Origin of the sequence: Streptomyces sp. NPDC101490 (assembly GCF_044767145.1) — a bacterium.
Taxonomy (GTDB): Bacteria; Actinomycetota; Actinomycetes; order Streptomycetales; family Streptomycetaceae; genus Streptomyces.
Genome location: NZ_JBIWNI010000024.1, coordinates 1 through 16,338 on the forward strand (window position 1 = coordinate 1; position 16,338 = coordinate 16,338).

General features: G+C 71.9%; 17 protein-coding genes and 1 riboswitch. Of the genes, 3 read left to right on the forward strand and 14 right to left on the reverse strand.

Going from position 1 to position 16,338, the window contains the following annotated elements; all coding sequences use genetic code 11:
* Nucleotides 1–202: 202 nt before the first annotated feature.
* From ACIRQY_RS30010 to clpS, 10 genes are all read right to left on the reverse strand, one after another.
* Nucleotides 203–1,153 (reverse strand): PLP-dependent cysteine synthase family protein, encoded by a 951-nt coding sequence (locus ACIRQY_RS30010; protein WP_403930933.1) that lies wholly within the window; start codon nucleotides 1,151–1,153, stop codon nucleotides 203–205.
* Between the two features lie 5 nt (nucleotides 1,154–1,158).
* Nucleotides 1,159–1,437 carry a MoaD/ThiS family protein gene (locus ACIRQY_RS30015; protein ID WP_351782771.1) on the reverse strand — a complete coding sequence of 93 codons (279 nt, stop codon included), beginning with the start codon at nucleotides 1,435–1,437 and terminating at the stop codon, nucleotides 1,159–1,161.
* Between the two features lie 90 nt (nucleotides 1,438–1,527).
* Nucleotides 1,528–1,644 carry a putative leader peptide gene (locus ACIRQY_RS30020; protein WP_351782774.1) on the reverse strand — a complete coding sequence of 39 codons (117 nt, stop codon included), beginning with the start codon at nucleotides 1,642–1,644 and terminating at the stop codon, nucleotides 1,528–1,530.
* Between the two features lie 44 nt (nucleotides 1,645–1,688).
* The gene (locus ACIRQY_RS30025) at nucleotides 1,689–2,474 is read right to left on the reverse strand and encodes an ABC transporter ATP-binding protein (RefSeq protein WP_403930936.1); all 786 of its coding nucleotides are present in this window, start codon (nucleotides 2,472–2,474) and stop codon (nucleotides 1,689–1,691) included.
* Nucleotides 2,471–3,565 (reverse strand): FecCD family ABC transporter permease, encoded by a 1,095-nt coding sequence (locus tag ACIRQY_RS30030; RefSeq protein WP_403930938.1) that lies wholly within the window; start codon nucleotides 3,563–3,565, stop codon nucleotides 2,471–2,473. Before ACIRQY_RS30030 ends, ACIRQY_RS30025 begins: the two co-directional genes overlap by 4 nt.
* Before the next feature lie 10 nt (nucleotides 3,566–3,575).
* Nucleotides 3,576–4,550 carry an ABC transporter substrate-binding protein gene (locus ACIRQY_RS30035; RefSeq protein WP_403930939.1) on the reverse strand — a complete coding sequence of 325 codons (975 nt, stop codon included), beginning with the start codon at nucleotides 4,548–4,550 and terminating at the stop codon, nucleotides 3,576–3,578.
* 60 nt (nucleotides 4,551–4,610) lie between these two features.
* Nucleotides 4,611–4,682: riboswitch (cobalamin riboswitch) on the reverse strand.
* Nucleotides 4,683–4,819: 137 nt separating this feature from the next.
* On the reverse strand, nucleotides 4,820–5,257 hold the full coding sequence (locus tag ACIRQY_RS30040) for a Mov34/MPN/PAD-1 family protein (protein ID WP_403930941.1): 438 nt from the start codon (nucleotides 5,255–5,257) through the stop codon (nucleotides 4,820–4,822).
* A gap of 76 nt (nucleotides 5,258–5,333) precedes the next feature.
* The gene (locus ACIRQY_RS30045) at nucleotides 5,334–6,758 is read right to left on the reverse strand and encodes an amino acid permease (RefSeq protein WP_403930943.1); all 1,425 of its coding nucleotides are present in this window, start codon (nucleotides 6,756–6,758) and stop codon (nucleotides 5,334–5,336) included.
* Nucleotides 6,759–7,082: 324 nt separating this feature from the next.
* A complete protein-coding gene (locus ACIRQY_RS30050) occupies nucleotides 7,083–7,667 on the reverse strand; it encodes a DUF2017 domain-containing protein (RefSeq protein WP_403930945.1) in 585 nt (194 codons plus the stop codon).
* Entirely contained in the window at nucleotides 7,667–7,972 is a 306-nt protein-coding gene (gene clpS, locus ACIRQY_RS30055; RefSeq protein WP_351782794.1) for an ATP-dependent Clp protease adapter ClpS, read from the reverse strand. The genes ACIRQY_RS30050 and clpS overlap by 1 nt, the downstream gene beginning before the upstream one ends.
* A gap of 112 nt (nucleotides 7,973–8,084) precedes the next feature.
* On the opposite strand from clpS, the gene ACIRQY_RS30060 reads away from it, so the two are divergent.
* A complete protein-coding gene (locus ACIRQY_RS30060) occupies nucleotides 8,085–9,461 on the forward strand; it encodes a nicotinate phosphoribosyltransferase (protein ID WP_403930947.1) in 1,377 nt (458 codons plus the stop codon).
* 175 nt (nucleotides 9,462–9,636) lie between these two features.
* Nucleotides 9,637–10,236: a nicotinamidase gene (locus tag ACIRQY_RS30065; RefSeq protein ID WP_351782797.1), complete on the forward strand. Its 600-nt coding sequence runs from the start codon at nucleotides 9,637–9,639 to the stop codon at nucleotides 10,234–10,236.
* A gap of 95 nt (nucleotides 10,237–10,331) precedes the next feature.
* On the opposite strand, the gene ACIRQY_RS30070 is transcribed toward ACIRQY_RS30065, so the two are convergent.
* Both ACIRQY_RS30070 and ACIRQY_RS30075 read right to left on the reverse strand, forming a co-directional pair.
* On the reverse strand, nucleotides 10,332–10,643 hold the full coding sequence (locus ACIRQY_RS30070; RefSeq protein WP_351782800.1) for a hypothetical protein: 312 nt from the start codon (nucleotides 10,641–10,643) through the stop codon (nucleotides 10,332–10,334).
* Between the two features lie 134 nt (nucleotides 10,644–10,777).
* Nucleotides 10,778–13,216, reverse strand: a complete 2,439-nt coding sequence (locus ACIRQY_RS30075; protein WP_403930950.1) for an immune inhibitor A domain-containing protein — start codon at nucleotides 13,214–13,216, stop codon at nucleotides 10,778–10,780.
* A 357-nt stretch (nucleotides 13,217–13,573) separates the two neighbouring features.
* On the opposite strand from ACIRQY_RS30075, the gene ACIRQY_RS30080 reads away from it, so the two are divergent.
* Nucleotides 13,574–13,852, forward strand: coding sequence for a hypothetical protein (locus ACIRQY_RS30080; RefSeq protein ID WP_403930952.1), 279 nt, complete (start codon nucleotides 13,574–13,576; stop codon nucleotides 13,850–13,852).
* A 16-nt stretch (nucleotides 13,853–13,868) separates the two neighbouring features.
* Here ACIRQY_RS30080 and ACIRQY_RS30085 read toward each other — a convergent pair whose 3' ends face one another.
* Together ACIRQY_RS30085 and ACIRQY_RS30090 are read right to left on the reverse strand one after the other, a co-directional pair.
* The gene (locus ACIRQY_RS30085; protein ID WP_403930954.1) at nucleotides 13,869–14,615 is read right to left on the reverse strand and encodes an RDD family protein; all 747 of its coding nucleotides are present in this window, start codon (nucleotides 14,613–14,615) and stop codon (nucleotides 13,869–13,871) included.
* A gap of 101 nt (nucleotides 14,616–14,716) precedes the next feature.
* Nucleotides 14,717–16,306 (reverse strand): RDD family protein, encoded by a 1,590-nt coding sequence (locus ACIRQY_RS30090; protein WP_403930956.1) that lies wholly within the window; start codon nucleotides 16,304–16,306, stop codon nucleotides 14,717–14,719.
* Nucleotides 16,307–16,338 lie beyond the last annotated feature (32 nt).

Below are 16,338 nucleotides of genomic sequence, written 5' to 3' on the forward strand. Positions count from 1 at the left end.
GACAATTCCCGTCGTCGCCCGCAGGGCGGCCGCGCGACGTCAGGTGCGTGCTCTCGGCGTGCCGGCCCCAGGCCCTCGTACTGGACGTACGTGGGCCTGGGGCCGGTGCGCCGAGAGTGCGTGCATGGCGTCGCGCGGCAGGCGGGAATTGTCAGACGGGCCCTAGCCGGGGGCCGGGGTCACCCCCGGCGCCCGTGTCGCGTCAGGCCCAGAGCTGGCCCTGGACCGCGGCGATGGCCTCTTCCGTGGTGGCGGCCGTGTAGAGGCCGGTCGAGAGGTACTTCCAGCCGCCGTCGGCGACGAGGAACGCGATGTCCGCGCTCTGGCCCGCCTTCAGCGCCTTGTTGCCGACGCCGATGGCCGCGTGCAGGGCCGCGCCGGTGGAGACGCCCGCGAAGATGCCCTCCTGCTGGAGGAGTTCACGGGTGCGGGTGACCGCGTCGGCGGAGCCGACGGAGAAGCGGGTGGTGAGGACGGAGGCGTCGTACAGCTCCGGTACGAAGCCCTCGTCGAGGTTCCGCAGGCCGTAGACGAGGTCGTCGTACCGGGGCTCGGCGGCGACGATCTTCACATCGGGCTTGTGCTCGCGCAGGTAGCGGCCGACGCCCATGAGGGTGCCGGTGGTGCCGAGCCCGGCCACGAAGTGGGTGATCGAGGGCAGGTCGGCGAGGATCTCGGGGCCTGTGGTGGCGTAGTGGGCGCCCGCGTTGTGCGGGTTGCCGTACTGGTAGAGCATCACCCAGGACGGGTTCTCGGCGGCCAGTTCCTTGGCGACGCGGACCGCCGTGTTGGAGCCGCCCGCCGCGGGGGACGAGATGATCTCGGCGCCCCACATGGCGAGCAGCTGCCGCCGCTCCTCGCTGGTGTTCTCGGGCATCACGCAGACGATGCGGTAGCCCTTGAGCTTGGCGGCCATGGCCAGCGAGATGCCGGTGTTGCCGCTGGTCGGCTCCAGGATGGTGCAGCCGGGGGTGAGGCGGCCGTCCTTCTCCGCCTGCTCGACCATGTGGAGCGCGGGGCGGTCCTTGACCGAGCCGGTCGGGTTGCGGTCCTCCAGCTTCGCCCAGATGCGGACGTCGTCCGAGGGCGAGAGCCGGGGGAGGCGGACCAGCGGGGTGTTGCCGACCGCCGCCAGCGAGGAGTCGTAGCGCATGTGGATCAGACCATGCCGCCGGCGACGGCCGGCAGGATCGTGACGCTGTCGCCGTCGGTGAGCTTGGTGTCGATGCCGTCGAGGAAGCGGACGTCCTCGTCGTTGAGGTAGACGTTGACGAAGCGGCGGAGCTTGCCCTCGTCGACGATGCGCGCCTCGATCCCGTTGTGGCGGGACTCCAGGTCGGCGAAGAGCTCGGCGAGGGTGCCGCCGCTGCCCTCGACGGCCTTCTCGCCGTCGGTGTAGGTGCGGAGGATGGTCGGGATGCGGACCTCGATGGCCATGGCGTGGGCTCCTGTCGGAAGTGGCGTGCTGGGCGCGCTGCTGGGGCCCCCGCGCGGAGGGGGGTCGTACGGGGTGCGCTCGGCCGGTCTTCAGATCGCGGCGCGGGACGGACAGATCGCGCTGGCGAGGCGGCACAGGTCGACGTGCAGGCGGGCCACGAGCATGACCGTGCCCGGAGTCTCTTCGCTCACGTCGTGGGAAACCATGGGCTCATCGTATCGATTCCCGGTCCGGGTTCCGGAATGTGATCTCACATGGTGGATGATTCCTGACCGGCTGCCGGACGGTGCTGGTAAAGGACGGTCGGGACACCGCTCGTGGGGTGCGGGACGACCTCGGCGCGGACCCCGTAGACGGCCTCCAGGAGGGCGGGGGTGAGGACCTCCGCGGGGGTGCCGCCGGTGACGACCCGGCCGCCCTCCAGGACGTAGAGCCGGTCGCAGTACGCCGCCGCCAGGTTGAGGTCGTGGAGGGCGAGGAGGTTGGTGGTGCCCAGGGCGCGGACCAGGGCGAGGACGTCGAGCTGGTGGCGGATGTCCAGGTGGTTGGTGGGCTCGTCGAGGACGAGCAGGTCCGGTTCCTGGACGAGGGCGCGGGCGACCAGGGCGCGCTGGCGTTCGCCGCCGGAGAGGGTGGGGTACGGGCGGTCGGCGAGGTCCGCGAGGCCGACGCGGGCGAGGGCGGTCCCGGCGCGTTCGTGGTCGGCGCCGGTGTCGCCCTCCCAGAAGCGTTTGTGCGGGGAGCGGCCGAGGGCGACGAGTTCGCGGACGGTCAGTTCGAACTCGACGGCGCTGTCCTGGGGGACGGTGGCGACGCGGCGGGCGCGGGCCTTGGGGCCGAGGGCGCCCAGGTCGTCGCCGTCGAGGAGGGCGCGGCCCGCGGTGGGGGTGAGGGTGCCGTAGACGCAGCGCAGGAGGGTGGTCTTGCCGCTGCCGTTGGGGCCGATGAGTCCGACGGTCTCGCCGGGGCGGACGGTGAGGTCGGCGGAGCGGAGCCGGTCCTCGTACGAGAGTCCGTGCAGGCGCAGTTCGGTCACAGGGCGGCTCCTTCCGGGCGGCGGCGCATCAGCCAGAGGAAGAACGGGCCGCCGGTGAGCGCGGTGAGGACGCCGACGGGGATGTCCTGGGGTGCGGCGACGGTCCGGGCGGCGAGGTCGGCGAGGACGAGGGCGAGGGCGCCGCCGAGGGCGGCGACGGGCAGCAGTCTGCGGTGCGGGGCGCCGACGGCGAGCCGGGCGGCGTGCGGGGCCATCAGTCCGACGAAGCCGACGGCGCCGCTGGCGGCGACCATGACGGCGGTGACGAGGGAGGCGAGGACGAAGACGGCGGCGCGGAAGCGGGCGATGTCGAGGCCGAGGACGGTGGCGCTCTCCTCGCCGACGAGGAGGAGGTCGAGGGGGCGGGCGAGGGTGAGGAGGAGTCCGGTGCCGAGGACGAGGACGGCGGCGGGCAGGAGGAGGGTGTCCCAGCGGGCGCTGCCGAGTCCGCCGAGCGACCAGAACAGGGCTTCCTGGAACTGTTCGGGGCGTCCGCCGACGACCAGGACGAGGGTGGCGAGCGCGGACAGGATGTAGGAGACGGCGACTCCGGCGAGAACGAGCCGGGTGCCGGTCATGGTGCCGCCCCGGCGGGCGAGCCCGTAGACGAGGACGAGGGCGAGGAGGGCTCCGGCGAAGGCTCCGGCGGGCAGGGCGACGGTGGTGGTCACTCCGCCGACAAGGCCGATCCCGCCGCCGACGACCAGGACGAGGACGGCTCCGGCGGAGGCGCCGGAGGAGATGCCGAGGAGGAAGGGGTCGGCGAGCCGGTTGCGGACGAGGGCCTGGAGGACGGCGCCGACGACGGCGAGTCCGGCGCCGACGATGACGCCGAGCAGGACGCGGGGCAGCCGGACGTCGAGGACGATCGTGCGGAACGGGGAGGGGGCGGCCCGGCCGGTGAGGGCGTCGAGGACCTGGCCGGGCGGGACGCGCACGGAGCCGAGCGCCAGGGAGGCCAGGGCGGCGGCGGCGAGGGCGGCGAGGAGGCCGGTGACGACGAGGGCGTACCGGAGGGGGCGGGCGGGCGCGGGGAGGCCGGGGGCCCCGGCCCGGGGGGCGGCCGGGGCGGGGCGGGCTGCGGTCTTCACGGGGCCGCGGTCAGCGGGCGGGGTGGAGCTGGGCGGCGAGCTTGTCGACGGCGGCGGGGACGCGGACGCCGAGGACGGTGTCGGAGAGCGGCATGACGGCGAACCTGCGGTTCTTGATCGCGGGGACGTCCTTGAGGGCGGGGTCGTCGAGGAGCCGCTTCTTCTTCTGTTCGACGGTGGTGGAGCCGTAGTCGTAGATGACGACGACCTCGGGCTTGCGGGCGACGACCTGTTCCCAGGTGGCGTCGCCGAAGGTCTTGTCGAGGTCGGCGAAGACGTTCCGGCCGCCGGCGCGGGTGATGAGTTCGTTGCCGATGCCCTTGCCGCCCGCGGTGAAGGCGGTCTTGTCGCCGCTGTCGTAGACGAGGACGGAGACCGGTTCGACGCCCTTGAGGCGCTTCTCGGTGGCGGCGAGGGTGGCGCGGGCCTCGCCCACCCAGCTGTCGGCGCGGCTGGTGACGCCGAAGGTGCGGCCGGTCTCGCGGACTTCGCGGTAGAGGTCGTCGACGGAGGTCGAACCGGTGGGGCAGTACTCGGTGTTGAGCCGGGTGGCGATGCCCGCGCGGGCCAGGTCGTCGCGGCTGCGGCCGTCCTTGGCGGAGAAGGCGGAGGAGTAGCCGCCGTAGACGAAGTCGGGGTTCGCGGCGAGCAGGGCCTCCTTGGAGGGGTACTCCTTCGCGAGGACCGGTATGGAGTCGTACGCCTTCTTGTAGGCGGGGAGGACGGCGTCGTCGAGGTAGGCGGTGCCGACGAGCGACTTCTCCAGGCCGAGGGCGAGCATGACCTCGGTGACGTGCTGGTTCATGGTGACCGCGCGCTTCGGCGGGGCCTGGTAGGTGCTCTTCACGCCGCAGTTGTCGACGGTGTACGGGAATCCCGCGGCGGCCTTCCCGGCGGCCGGGGCGTCCGGCGCGGGGGTGGTCGCGCAGGCGGCGAGCAGCGGGACGAGGGCGAGCGCGGGCAGCAGCTTGCGGTGCCGGATCATGACGGAACGTGCCTCCTCCGGGGATTTCCACGTCCCCGACCGGTGCGGGAGGCGGCAGGTCAGTTCCTGGCTTCCGTCCCCGGAGGGGCGGTCACAGTGGCGGGACCGTGCCGGATTCGCACCGGCTTCCTGGGCCCTGCCGCCCGTTGGTCCGGGTCAGTGTCTCATCCGGGCGGGAGCGGGTCGCGGACGGTGGCCGTGAAGATCGTCGGGGGCGGGGCCGGGCGGCCCGGGCCGGGGCGCGGCGGGACCGGGGCGGGCGCGCGGCCTCAGACGGTCTCGGGCTCGTACGCCTCGACGACCTTGACGTCCTCCTCGGTGACGACGCCGTCGACGATGGTGAAGGAGCGGAACTGGAAGGGGCCCGCGCCGTCGCTGTCGGCGGTGGAGACGAGGACGTAGTGGGCCTGGGGCTCGTTGGCGTAGGTGATGTCCGTGCGGGACGGGTACGCCTCGGTCGCGGTGTGCGAGTGGTAGACGATGACGGGTTCCTCGTCCCGGTCGTCCATCTCGCGGTAGAGCTTGAGCAGGTCCGCGGAGTCGAACTCGTAGAAGGTGGGCGAGCGGGCCGCGTTCAGCATCGGGATGAACCGCTCGGGGCGGCCCGAGCCCGCCGGGCCCGCGACCACGCCGCAGGCCTCGTCGGGGTGGTCCGCGCGGGAGTGTTCCACGATCTGGTCGTACAGGGCCCGGGTGATGGTCAGCATGCGGCCAGGATAAGCGGACGGGCCGTCCCGTACCGAGGAGTGGTACGGGACGGCCCGGATGCTGGGACGGCGCTGGTCAGGTCCGCTTCTTGAAGGCCGCGCCCTCCGGGTCGCGGGACTTCAGGACCAGATAGGAGACGCCGAGCAGGAGGCCCCAGAGGGGGGCGCAGTAGAGGGAGACGCGGGCGCCCTCGTCGATGCCCATCATCACGATCACCATGCCGATGAAGGCGAGCGCGAACCAGCTGGTCCAGGGGGCTCCGGGGGCCTTGAAGGAGGACTGGGGGAGTTCGCCCCGGTTCGCCTTGGCGCGGTAGCGGATCTGGCAGACCAGGATCATGATCCAGGCCCACATGCCGGAGATGGTGGCGAAGGAGACGACGTACTCGAAGGCCTTGCCGGGGGCGATGTAGTTGATCCAGACGCCGACCAGCATGAGCGCGGCGGAGAAGGTGGTGCCGACGAGCGGGATGCCGCTCCTGGTGAGCCTGGTGAAGGCCTTCGGGCCCTGGCCGTTGAGCGCGAGGTCGCGCAGCATCCGGCCGGTGGAGTACATGCCCGAGTTGCAGGAGGAGAGCGCGGCGGTCAGCACGACGAAGTTGACGACGGCGGCGCCGACACCGAGGCCCATCTTCTCGAAGGCGGCAACAAACGGGGAGACGCCCGGCTGGAACTCGGTCCACGGGACGACCGAGAGGATCATGATCAGCGCGCCGACGTAGAAGACGGCGATGCGCCACGGCACGGTGTTGATGGCCTTAGGCAGAACGGTCTTGGGGTCCTTGGACTCGCCGGCGGTGACGCCGACGAGTTCGACGGCGAGGAAGGCGAACATCACGATCTGGAGGGTCATCAGCGTGGAGCCGATGCCGTTCGGGAAGAAGCCGCCCTGGTTCCACAGATGGGCGACGGTCGCGGTGTCACCGGCGTCGGAGAAGCCGAGGGTGAGGATGCCCGCGCAGATCAGGATCATCCCGATGATCGCGGTGACCTTCACCATGGAGAACCAGAATTCAATTTCTCCGAACAGCTTCACGGAGATCAGGTTCGCGCCGTAGAGGACCACGGTGAAGACGAGCGCGGAGATCCACTGCGGAATGTCCCACCAGTACGTCATGTAGGTGGCGGCGGCGGTGACCTCGGTGATGCCGGTGACGACCCAGAAGAGCCAGTACGTCCAGCCGGTGACGAAACCCGCGAAGGGGCCGACGAACTCGCGGGCGTACTCCGAGAAGGAGCCGGACACCGGGCGGTACATGAGGAGCTCGCCGAGGGCCCGCATGATGAAGAAGATGACCAGGCCCGCGATCGCGTACGCGAGGATGAGACTGGGTCCCGCCTTGGCGATGGCCTTGCCCGCGCCGAGGAAGAGACCGGTGCCGATGGCGCCGCCGATCGCGATCATCTGGATCTGCCGGGCGCCGAGGCCACGCTGGTAGCCCTCGCCGCCGCCCACGGACGCGTCGCCGCCGTGTTCCTGGTCGACCTGCGCAGAGGTCATGGTGGTGCGCCTTTCTCCATGCCGATCCGCGCGTTCGCGTGTGCGTCCGCCGCGGACCGGTTCCTGATCCCCCCGGATATGGATGGAGTGCCACCGGCGGTCAGCCGGTCGAAGCGCCCTCGGGAAACAGGGATGGCGTCCCCCGAGCGGTCGTGAAGATTTATCACGGGGTGGGAGGTGATGGGCGGAGTTGCGTGTGACCCACACCACGGAAAAGAGCAGAGGAAAAGGATTCAACATGGCAAAGCGGACGCTCTGATAACGCATTCGTTATCCGGATTTGAGCGTCCGCTGAGCGAACGGAACGGGTCCTCGCGGCCCCGGCTACGGCATCAGGGTCTCGACGAGGGACTCCTGGAGGGCGCCGAGCCAGAGGTACGCCATCACCATCGGCTTGCGGGGGTCGGAGTCCGGCAGCCGGTACAGCCGCTCGCTCTCCCCGTCGTCCGCGACCTCCAGGCGGGTCCCTATGGTCAGCCGGAGGTCGTTGAGCGCGCCGAGCCACGCCCGGGACTCGTCCGGGGTCAGCTTCAGGACCGCCCCGCCCTCGTCCTCGGCGGCGGCGGAGAGCGCGTCGAGGGCGCGGATCACGACGAGGGCGTCCTGGCGCTTGCGGGCCCGCAGGTCGTTCTCGGTGAAGCGGCGGAAGTCGGACGCGGCGGAGCGCAGTTCCTCGCTCCCGTCGCCGTACGCGTCGGGGAAGAGGCGCCGCAGCGCCGGGTCCGACGGCGGCTCGCTCGGGCCCTCGGCGAACAGCGCGGCCAGCGGGTCGGCGTCCGGCGCGGGCTCGTCGCCCGGTCCGATCAGCTCCATGAGCTGGACCGCGAGGGAGCGCAGGATGGAGATCTCGACGTCGTCGAGCCCGATGGCGGCGCCGCCGTCGGGGAGCCGGTCGAAACGCCCGGCCATCAGCCGCGGTCCTGCGAGAGGGTGGCCCACAGTCCGTAGCCGTGCATGGCCTGCACGTCGCGTTCCATCTCCTCGCGGGTGCCGCTGGAGACGACCGCACGGCCCTTGTGGTGCACGTCGAGCATCAGCTTGTGCGCCTTGTCCTTGGAGTGTCCGAAATAAGCCTGGAAGACATACTCCACATAGCTCATCAGATTGACCGGATCGTTGTGCACCAGGGTCACCCAGGGCACGTCGGGTTCGACGACCGCGGAGACCTCCTCGGCCGATTCCGTACGTTCGATCTCAACAGGCGCGACGCTCACTCACCCCATGCTGCCACTCCGGAGGGCCCGTCGCACAAACGGATGCACCCATTCCGCCTCCTGTGGGCATCGAAATCGTCAGAGTGACGATTTCCGGGTTAGCATCGCTGCCATGAACGCTGCGGACCTTGGGCTGCCGAACGAAGAAGTGCGCGAGTCGCGTCCTCGGGAGGGCGGCGGGCGACGGGTGGGCGTGCCGTCGACCGCGCTCTTCACCGACCAGTACGAGCTGACCATGCTCCAGGCGGCCCTCAGGGCCGGGACCGCCGACCGGCGCTCGGTCTTCGAGGTCTTCACCCGGCGACTGCCCGAGGGGCGGCGCTACGGCGTCCTCGCGGGCGTCGGACGGGTCCTGGACGCCATCGAGAACTTCCGCTTCGACCCCGACCTCCTGGACTTCCTGCGCGAGCGCGGGACCGTCGACGGGCCGACCCTGGAGTGGCTGGCCCGCTACCGCTTCTCCGGCGACGTCCTGGGCTACCCCGAGGGCGAGGTGTACTTCCCCGGCTCCCCGCTGCTGCGCGTCGAGGGCTCCTTCGCCGAGTGCGTGCTCCTGGAGACGGTGATCCTCTCCGTCCTCAACCACGACTCGGCCATCGCCGCCGCCGCCTCCCGCATGTCGGCGGCGGCCGGCAGGCGCCGGCTGATCGAGATGGGCGCCCGGCGCACCCACGAACTGGCGGCCGTCGCCGCCGCCCGCGCCGCGTACGTCGGCGGCTTCGACTCGACCTCGGACCTCGCGGCGGGCTTCCGCTACGGCATCCCGACCGTCGGCACCTCCGCCCACGCCTTCACCCTGCTGCACGACACCGAGCGGGAGGCCTTCCGGGCCCAGGTCGAGACCCTGGGGCGCGGTACGACCCTGCTGGTGGACACCTACGACGTGGCCGAGGCCGTGCGGACCGCCGTGGAGGTGGCCGGGCCCGAGCTCGGCGCCGTCCGGATCGACTCCGGCGACCTGCTGCTCGTCGCGCACCGGGTGCGGGCGCAGCTGGACGAGCTGGGCGCGCGCGACACCCGGATCGTGGTCACCTCGGACCTGGACGAGTACGCCATCGCCTCGCTGGCGGCGGCGCCGGTCGACGCGTACGGGGTGGGCACGCAGCTGGTCACCGGCAGCGGCCATCCGACCTGCTCCATGGTCTACAAGCTGGTCGCGCGGGCCGCCTCGGCCGATCCGGCGGCGCCGCTGGTGCCGGTCGCCAAGAAGTCGCTGGGCGGCAAGGCGTCGGTCGGCGGGCGCAAGTGGGCGGCCCGGCGGCCGGACGCGGACGGGGTCGCCGAGGCGGAGGTCGTGGGCACCGGGCCGGTGCCCGGGGAGCTGGTGGACCACCAGTTGCTCGTGCCGCTGGTCGTGGGCGGCGAGGTGGTGGCCCGGGAGCCGCTGGAGGCCGCCAGGTCCCGGCACCTCGCGGTACGGGCCGCGCTCCCGATGTCGGCGATCCAGCTGTCCCGGGGCGAGCCGGTGCTGCCGACGGAGTACGTGTGACGGGGTGACGGAGCGGGTGCGACGGCGTGCGGGTGACGCGCCCGCGGGGCCGCTCCCGCCGAGGTCGCCCGGAACGCCCCCTCCCGGCGGGAGGGGGAAGTCTCTAGGCTCGGTCCCCTCCCCTTCCCTACGCGCCTTCCCGACGCGCCCTCCCCCCAGGACAAGGACACCCGCCATGCAGCGCGCATTGATCGTCGTGGACGTGCAGAACGACTTCTGCGAGGGCGGCAGCCTCGCGGTGACCGGCGGCGCGGACGTCGCCGCCGCCATCACCGACCTGGTCGGCCAGACGGCGGGCTCCTCGTACCGGCAGGTGGTCGCCACCCGTGACCACCACGTCGACCCGGGGTCCCACTTCGCCCCGGCCGGTGAGCAGCCGGACTACGTGACCTCCTGGCCGGTGCACTGCGTGGCCGGTACGGAGGGGGTGGGCTTCCACCCGAACTTCGCTCCGGCGGTCGCCAGCGGGGCGATCGACGCGGTCTTCGACAAGGGCGCCTACTCGGCCGCGTACAGCGGGTTCGAGGGGAGGGACGAGAACGGGCGGACGCTCGCGGAGTGGCTGCGCGAGCGGGACGTCACCGAGGTCGACGTGGTGGGCATCGCCACCGACCACTGCGTCCGGGCGACGGCCCTGGACGCGGCCGGGGAGGGGTTCAGGACCCGGGTGCTGCTCGATCTGACGGCCGGGGTCGCGCGGCCGACGACCGAGCGGGCCCTGGAGGAGCTGCGGGCGGCGGGCGTGGAGCTGACGGGGAAGCCGGTGCTCGGCTGAGGCCGTGCCGCCGGGAGCGGGGCCGTACCGCTCCTGGGGCGGGGCCGGGTCCCTGAGGCCGGGCGACGCGCCCGGGGCCGGGGGCTTGGGGCCGGTCAGGCCGCCGGTTCCCTGGGGAGGGACCGTACGGGGTGCCAGAGTTCCTGGGCGGCGCCCGGGGTGGATCTCCACAGCAGTCCGTCGGGATGGTGCAGGACGGCGGTGATCTCGTCCGGGGTGGGCGGCTCGGTGTTGCCGCGCAGATAGACCGCCCGCAGTCCCAGGTTCCGCAGCCTGGTCAGGGCGCGGGCGCGGTTCGCGGCGTGGACGAGGAAGCGCACGGTGGCGCCGTCGCGGGCCGGACTGGGCAGTCCTATCGCCACCACCACGCTGCCGCCCGGCAGCTTGCAGAACCCTCCGTTGGGCATGGTGAACCACTTCCCCCGTGGATCGACTGTCAACAAGGACGGTGACAGGGACCGTCAGACGCACCTAAACACGATCGGCCGCCGCCCGCTAGGGGGCGACGGCCGATCATGGCTTGACCTGGTGCTTTACCGAATTACTTGGTGGAGGGACCCACTCGGACCGTGATCGTCTCGCCGCTCTTCGGCTCCTTGATGACCTCGATCTTGGTGTTGGTGTCAGTTGTCTTGACACCGGCGCGCTTGGTCTCCTCGAACCAGTAGGTGCCCTTGCGGTCGTCGAAGACGGGGTTGCCCGCCTGCGACTTCACCCACGTGGCGACGTTGCTCTTGTGCAGGAGCAGGCCGTCGGTCCGGTACGTGCCGAAGGTGGCGTCGTACGACTGGACGCGGTTGCGCATCAGCGTGCCGTCGGACCACTTCAGCGGCGTCGGGTGGGCGTCGACCGGAAGGATCAGACCGGTGCCCGGGTGGACCGCGGTGTTGTTGTCCTTCTGGGAGAGGTCCCACTTCCAGATGAGCAGACCGTTCTGGTACGGGTAGTGCTCGACCCAGCTGGCCTTGTCACCGGTGAAGCCGAAGTTGTACGGGCCGGTCTTCAGCGTGGTGTCGTAGGACACGTACTGGCGGTTCTCCGCGATGTAGTACTGCTCGTACTGCTTCGAGAAGCCGCTGCCGATCCGCGAGAAGCCCTTCGAGACCCAGCCGTTGTCGCCGTTCTCGACACCGTCGGAGAAGACGGGGGCGCCGTCGGCCTTGACGGTGATGGCGTCGGCGGTGAAGCCCTTGCCGCCCGCGCCGCCGTCCGTCTGGTAGCGGAAGCGGAGGTCGAACTTCTTGCCCGCGTAGGCGTCGAGGCCGTAGACCAGCGACTTGTGCGTGCCGGAGACGTCGGTCAGCGCCGGGGCGCCGCTGGCGTCGCGCGGGAGCGCCTTGCCGTCGGCGGTGCCGTCGAGGGCGGTCCAGTTGGCGCCGCCGTCGGTGGAGACCTCGGCGTAGAGGTAGTCGTAGTCGAGCTCGATGTCGTACCAGCCCTTGAGCTCAAGGGAGGCGGACGTCTTGCCGGTGAGGTCGACCGGGCGGGTCAGGGTGTTCTTGAGGTTGTCACCCATGCCGCTCCACCACTGCGTGGCGCCTTCGGCGGGCGCGACGACCTCGGTGGGAACCGTCTTCTTCGGCAGCTCGACGATGAGCGCCTGCGGGTTCTTGGTGTTGTACTCGGAGACGCCCAGCTTGTGCGTGGACTTCGTCTGGCGGCCGTCGTTCGACACCTTGGTGTAGTTCAGCCAGCCGAGCTGGAGCTTGTCCCAGGCGGTCATGTCGCCGGGCAGGTCGCCGATGGCGTCCTTGCCCTTGCCGAGCCAGGAACCGGACGACATGAGCGTCCAGAAGCCGGTCGAGTTCTCGGCGCCGGGGAGACCGGAGGTGTCGTAAAGGTCCGGCAGACCGAGGTCGTGGCCGTACTCGTGCGCGAAGACGCCGAGGCCGCCGTTCTCCGGCTGCATCGTGTAGTCGCCGACCCAGATGCCGGAGTCACCGATCTGGGTGCCGCCGGCCTTGTTGTTGTCGGGGCCGGTCTTGCCCACGTTGGTGCCGTACGCGTACCAGCGGTGCGCCCACAGGGCGTCGGAGCCCTGGGCGCCGCCGCCCGCCGACTCGTCCTCGCCCGCGTGGACGATCTGGAAGTGGTCGATGTACCCGTCGGGCTCGTTGAAGTTGCCGTCGCCGTCGAAGTCGTACCGGTCCCACAGGTCGTACTGCGACAGGTCGGCCTTGATCTGGGCGTCGGTGCGGCCCTTGGCCTTCTGGTCGGCGGTCCACGCGGTGACACCGTCGCGGACGGCGTCCCAGACGTTGGAGCAGTTGTTGTTGCCGCAGTAGTTCGAGCCGTAACGGGCCTCGTTGTACTCGACCTTGACCCAGTCGGAGACGGCGCCGTCGACCGAGTAACGGCCGGACGAGGTCTTCTCGTAGTAGGTCTTCAGCGACTGCTTGGGCTGTCCCTTGGCGTCCTTGCCGGTGCCGAAGTACAGGTCCTGGAAGTGCTTCTGGTTGTAGTCGGCCTTCCAGTCCGTGGAGTTGTCGTCCTCCCGGTCCGGCTGGGCTATCTGGTTGTGCAGGGGTCCCGGCGTGCCGCCGAACTTCGGCTTCAGGTCCGGGGTGTTGTCGTCCGCGCGGTCGACGAGGGTGGTGTTGTCCACCTTGTCGCCGAACTCGACGAGGATCGTGAAGATCTTGTCGGTCTTCTCACGCCCGAGCTCGACGTACTTCTTGCTGTCGAGCTTGACGACCTGGGAGCCGCCGCGGCGCTCCACCTTCGACTTGCCGTTCAGCACCTGCTCCAGAGCGGCCTTGCGCTGCTGGGCCTGCTGCTGGCTGAACGGGCCGTCGAGGTCGTGGTCGACCGTCGTCTTGTCGACTCCGGCGCCGGGCGCCGGGTCGTGACGCACGTCGGCCGCGGTGAGGCGGCCGTTGTTGTCCGCCCAAGCGGTGCTGAAGGTCGAGGCGGTGGCGGCGGTAGCCGCGAGTGCCACGACCACTGCGGACGTTCTGATCGCCCGTCGTCTATTGGTCACTTGAAGTTGTCCTCCCCGGCGCCCACGCCCTCGGACCGAAGGTGGGGTGTCCGTCCGGCGGGGTCGCGCGTCACAAGTGACGACATTCGACCGGAGGGAGACCAGAAAAGACAGATCTTGACTTGCTCACACCAACTGCATTATGCGGCAGATGGATTCCGATTATCGGACAGATGGCGGGTCCATGAGGATGAAGATCACAGAGAGCGTGACTCCGTGCGCCCCCCGTGCACCCGCGCCCCGGGTGCGGCCCCGCACCTGCCGGTTCCGCTCGGACACCCACCGTCGGTACAGTCGAACCGGCGTCCGGACACCGGCGCCCCGGCCGAAGCGACCTCCTGAGGGGGCGGTCCCGACATGCAGCGTCCGAACGCCGCACAGCTCGCCTGCGGCACGGCCACCGTCGTCCTCACGACCGTCGCCCTGCTGCTGCTCTCCGGCACGACGAGCACGCCCGGCATCATCGCGGTGAGCCTCGCCGGACTGCTGCTCGGACTGTTCGTGGCGGTGACGATGCCCGCGCGGGCGGGCTCCGTCAAGCCCCCCGGCACCGTTCTCCCGGACCCGGCGGAAGCACCGGTCCGTGCGCCGGCCGCCCGCGTCGGCGCGGGGACCGAGACCCGGACCGGTCCCTGACGCTCCGGTCCGGCCCCTACTCCGGCACGGCGACGACCACCGTCTTCGCCGCCTTGTCGTGCAGACCCTGCTTGTAGGGCTTGTCGACCAGGATCAGGATCAGCAGGAGCAGCGGCCACAGACAGGCGCAGCAGATCAGCGCGGGCACCCACAGGACCACGGCCCGCAGCAGCGACTGGTTCATCGGGGGCGTCGCGCCGTCGTTGAGCATCGCGACCCGGAGCTTCATCAGCTTCTTGCCCACGGTCTGGCCGGTCCTCGCCGTCATCACCGTGTCGTACGCGACGAACGCGACGATCGTGAGCAGCTGGAAGCCCACCCCCTCACCGCTGCCGAAGCTGTCCTCGGTGGCCCGTCGGTAGATGCCGAACGGGATGCCGATGATCGCCAGCGGAACGGCGATGATCAGCCAGTCGATCACCCGGGCGATGATCCGGCGGCCCGACTCCGCGAGCGGCGGCATCCCGGAGAGCGGATCGCTCCCGCCGTAACCCCCGCCGCCGTACGGGGAGGACGGCGGCGGGGGCATCCCGCCGCCGTCGTAGGGGGAGCCGCCGGAGGACCCGTAGGGAGAACCGTCCGACGGCCCGTACGGGGAGCCGCCGGAGGACCCGGACCCGTACGGGTCGCCCGGCGGGGGTCCTTCCGGGGGCGGGCCGGACGGCGGCGGCTGGCCGCCGGAGGGCGGCGGGGGCTCCTGCGGCCTCTTGAGGAACGGGTCCTCCTCGGGCGGCTGGCCGGACGGCGGCTGGTCGGTGCTCATGGGGGCAGTGCATCCCGGGCCCGGCGCCCCCGCAAGGAATCACCGCCCGTTCGGGGGGACCCTCGCCCGGTCGGCCCCCTCCCGGTCCTCCCGACGCCCCGTCAGCGCGCCACGAACGTACCGGCCGCCTTGTCGTGCCAGCACTGCCGCCAGGGGCGGTCGAAGAGACACCAGGCCACGTTGAGGACACCGACGACGAGCAGGTTCAGGACCCCGTGGACGAGCCAGCGGCGCAGCGACGCGCCGAACCCCGGCGGCTCGTGGCCCTCGATGTCCCGCACCGAGATCCCGCACAGCTTCTTGCCGAGGGTCCGGCCCCAGCGGGCCGTGGGCACCACCTCGTAGAGGACGCCGAGGACGAGCAGCGCGGCCAGCGCGATGCCGAACTGCACCGAGGTCGTCGAGTCCACCAGCCAGACCTGGACGGTGACACCGGACTGCTTGGCCTCCTCGATCTTGCCGTCGATGTGGTCGAGCGCGGCGGTCACGAACGGGACGGCGGCGGCGCCGGAGAGCCCGCCCAGGACGATCGTGTCGATCACCCGGGCGAGCAGCCGCCGCCCGAGCGGGGCGGGCCGGGCCGAGGCCTGCGCGCGGGCCGCCCGGGTGAACACGTCCTCGACGGGCGGCTTCCAGGGCGCGACCGGCTGCTGCTCCTGCGGCGGGGCCTGCCGCTCCCAGGCCGCCGCCTCGGGAGCCACCCGCGTCTGCTGCGGCCCGGCCGGAGGCCCGGGGTGCGCGGGCGCCGGGTTCGGCGGTACGGGCGCGGGGGCCGGGGCGGCCGTCTGCCGGGGCGGGGCCGCCGAGGGGCCCGGCCCGGGGGCCGGGCTCTGCCGCACGGGAGCCGGACCGGGATGTACGGGGGCTGGGGCGGGGTCGGTATGTACGGGGGCGGGATGTACGGGGGCGGGCGTCGGGGCCGGGGTGACGGGCATCCCGCCGAGCCGGGCGGCGCCCCCGGGGGTCCTCGGGTCCGCCACGGGCACGGGGGCCACGGGCCCGCCGCCGCCCGTGACCGGCCAGTCCGCCGGGGTCCGGGGGTCGGCCGCGGCGGGCTGGGGCGCGCCCCAGGAGACCCGCTGGTCCCGGTCGCCGCCGAAGCCGGTCTGCCGGGCGGAGTCCGCCTGCCAGGCGGGGGCGGGCCCGGGGTAGGGCTCGGGGTCCTCGTCGAAGAAGACGGGGCCGGTCTCCTCCACGGCGGGCACGGGCACGGGGGCGGGCCGCTGCTGGGCGGGGACGGGGATCTGGACGGGGGCCCGGTGCGACCCGCCCGCCGGGGGCTGGACGTGTGCTGAGGGCTGGACGTGTGCCGGGGGCTGGACGTGCTCGGAAGGCTGGGCGTGCGCGGGAGGCTGGGGCGGGAGCGGGGTGGCCCGCTCGGCGGGGGCGGGGGTCCTGGCCGGTCCGGGGGCCGGAGCCAGGTCCCTCGTCGGTGCCGCCGCGGCGGGCGCGGCGGACTCCGGCCGTCCGGCCGCGACCGGGGTGGTGGCCGGGCCCGACGCCAGGGCCGGACCAGCCGGGGCCGCACCGGCGGGCGGGTGCGGCGGGGCCTCGCCGTCCCTGGGCGCGGGGCGGCTCGTGCCGGGCACCCAGGCGCCCCCGCTCCAGTACCGGATGTACCCGGGAATGGACGGGTCCGGGTAGTACCCCGCCTGCGGTACCTCTCCGCCGCCTCCAGGAGGAGTAGCCACTGCCCCGACTCCGTTCAGTCACAACGCCTTTG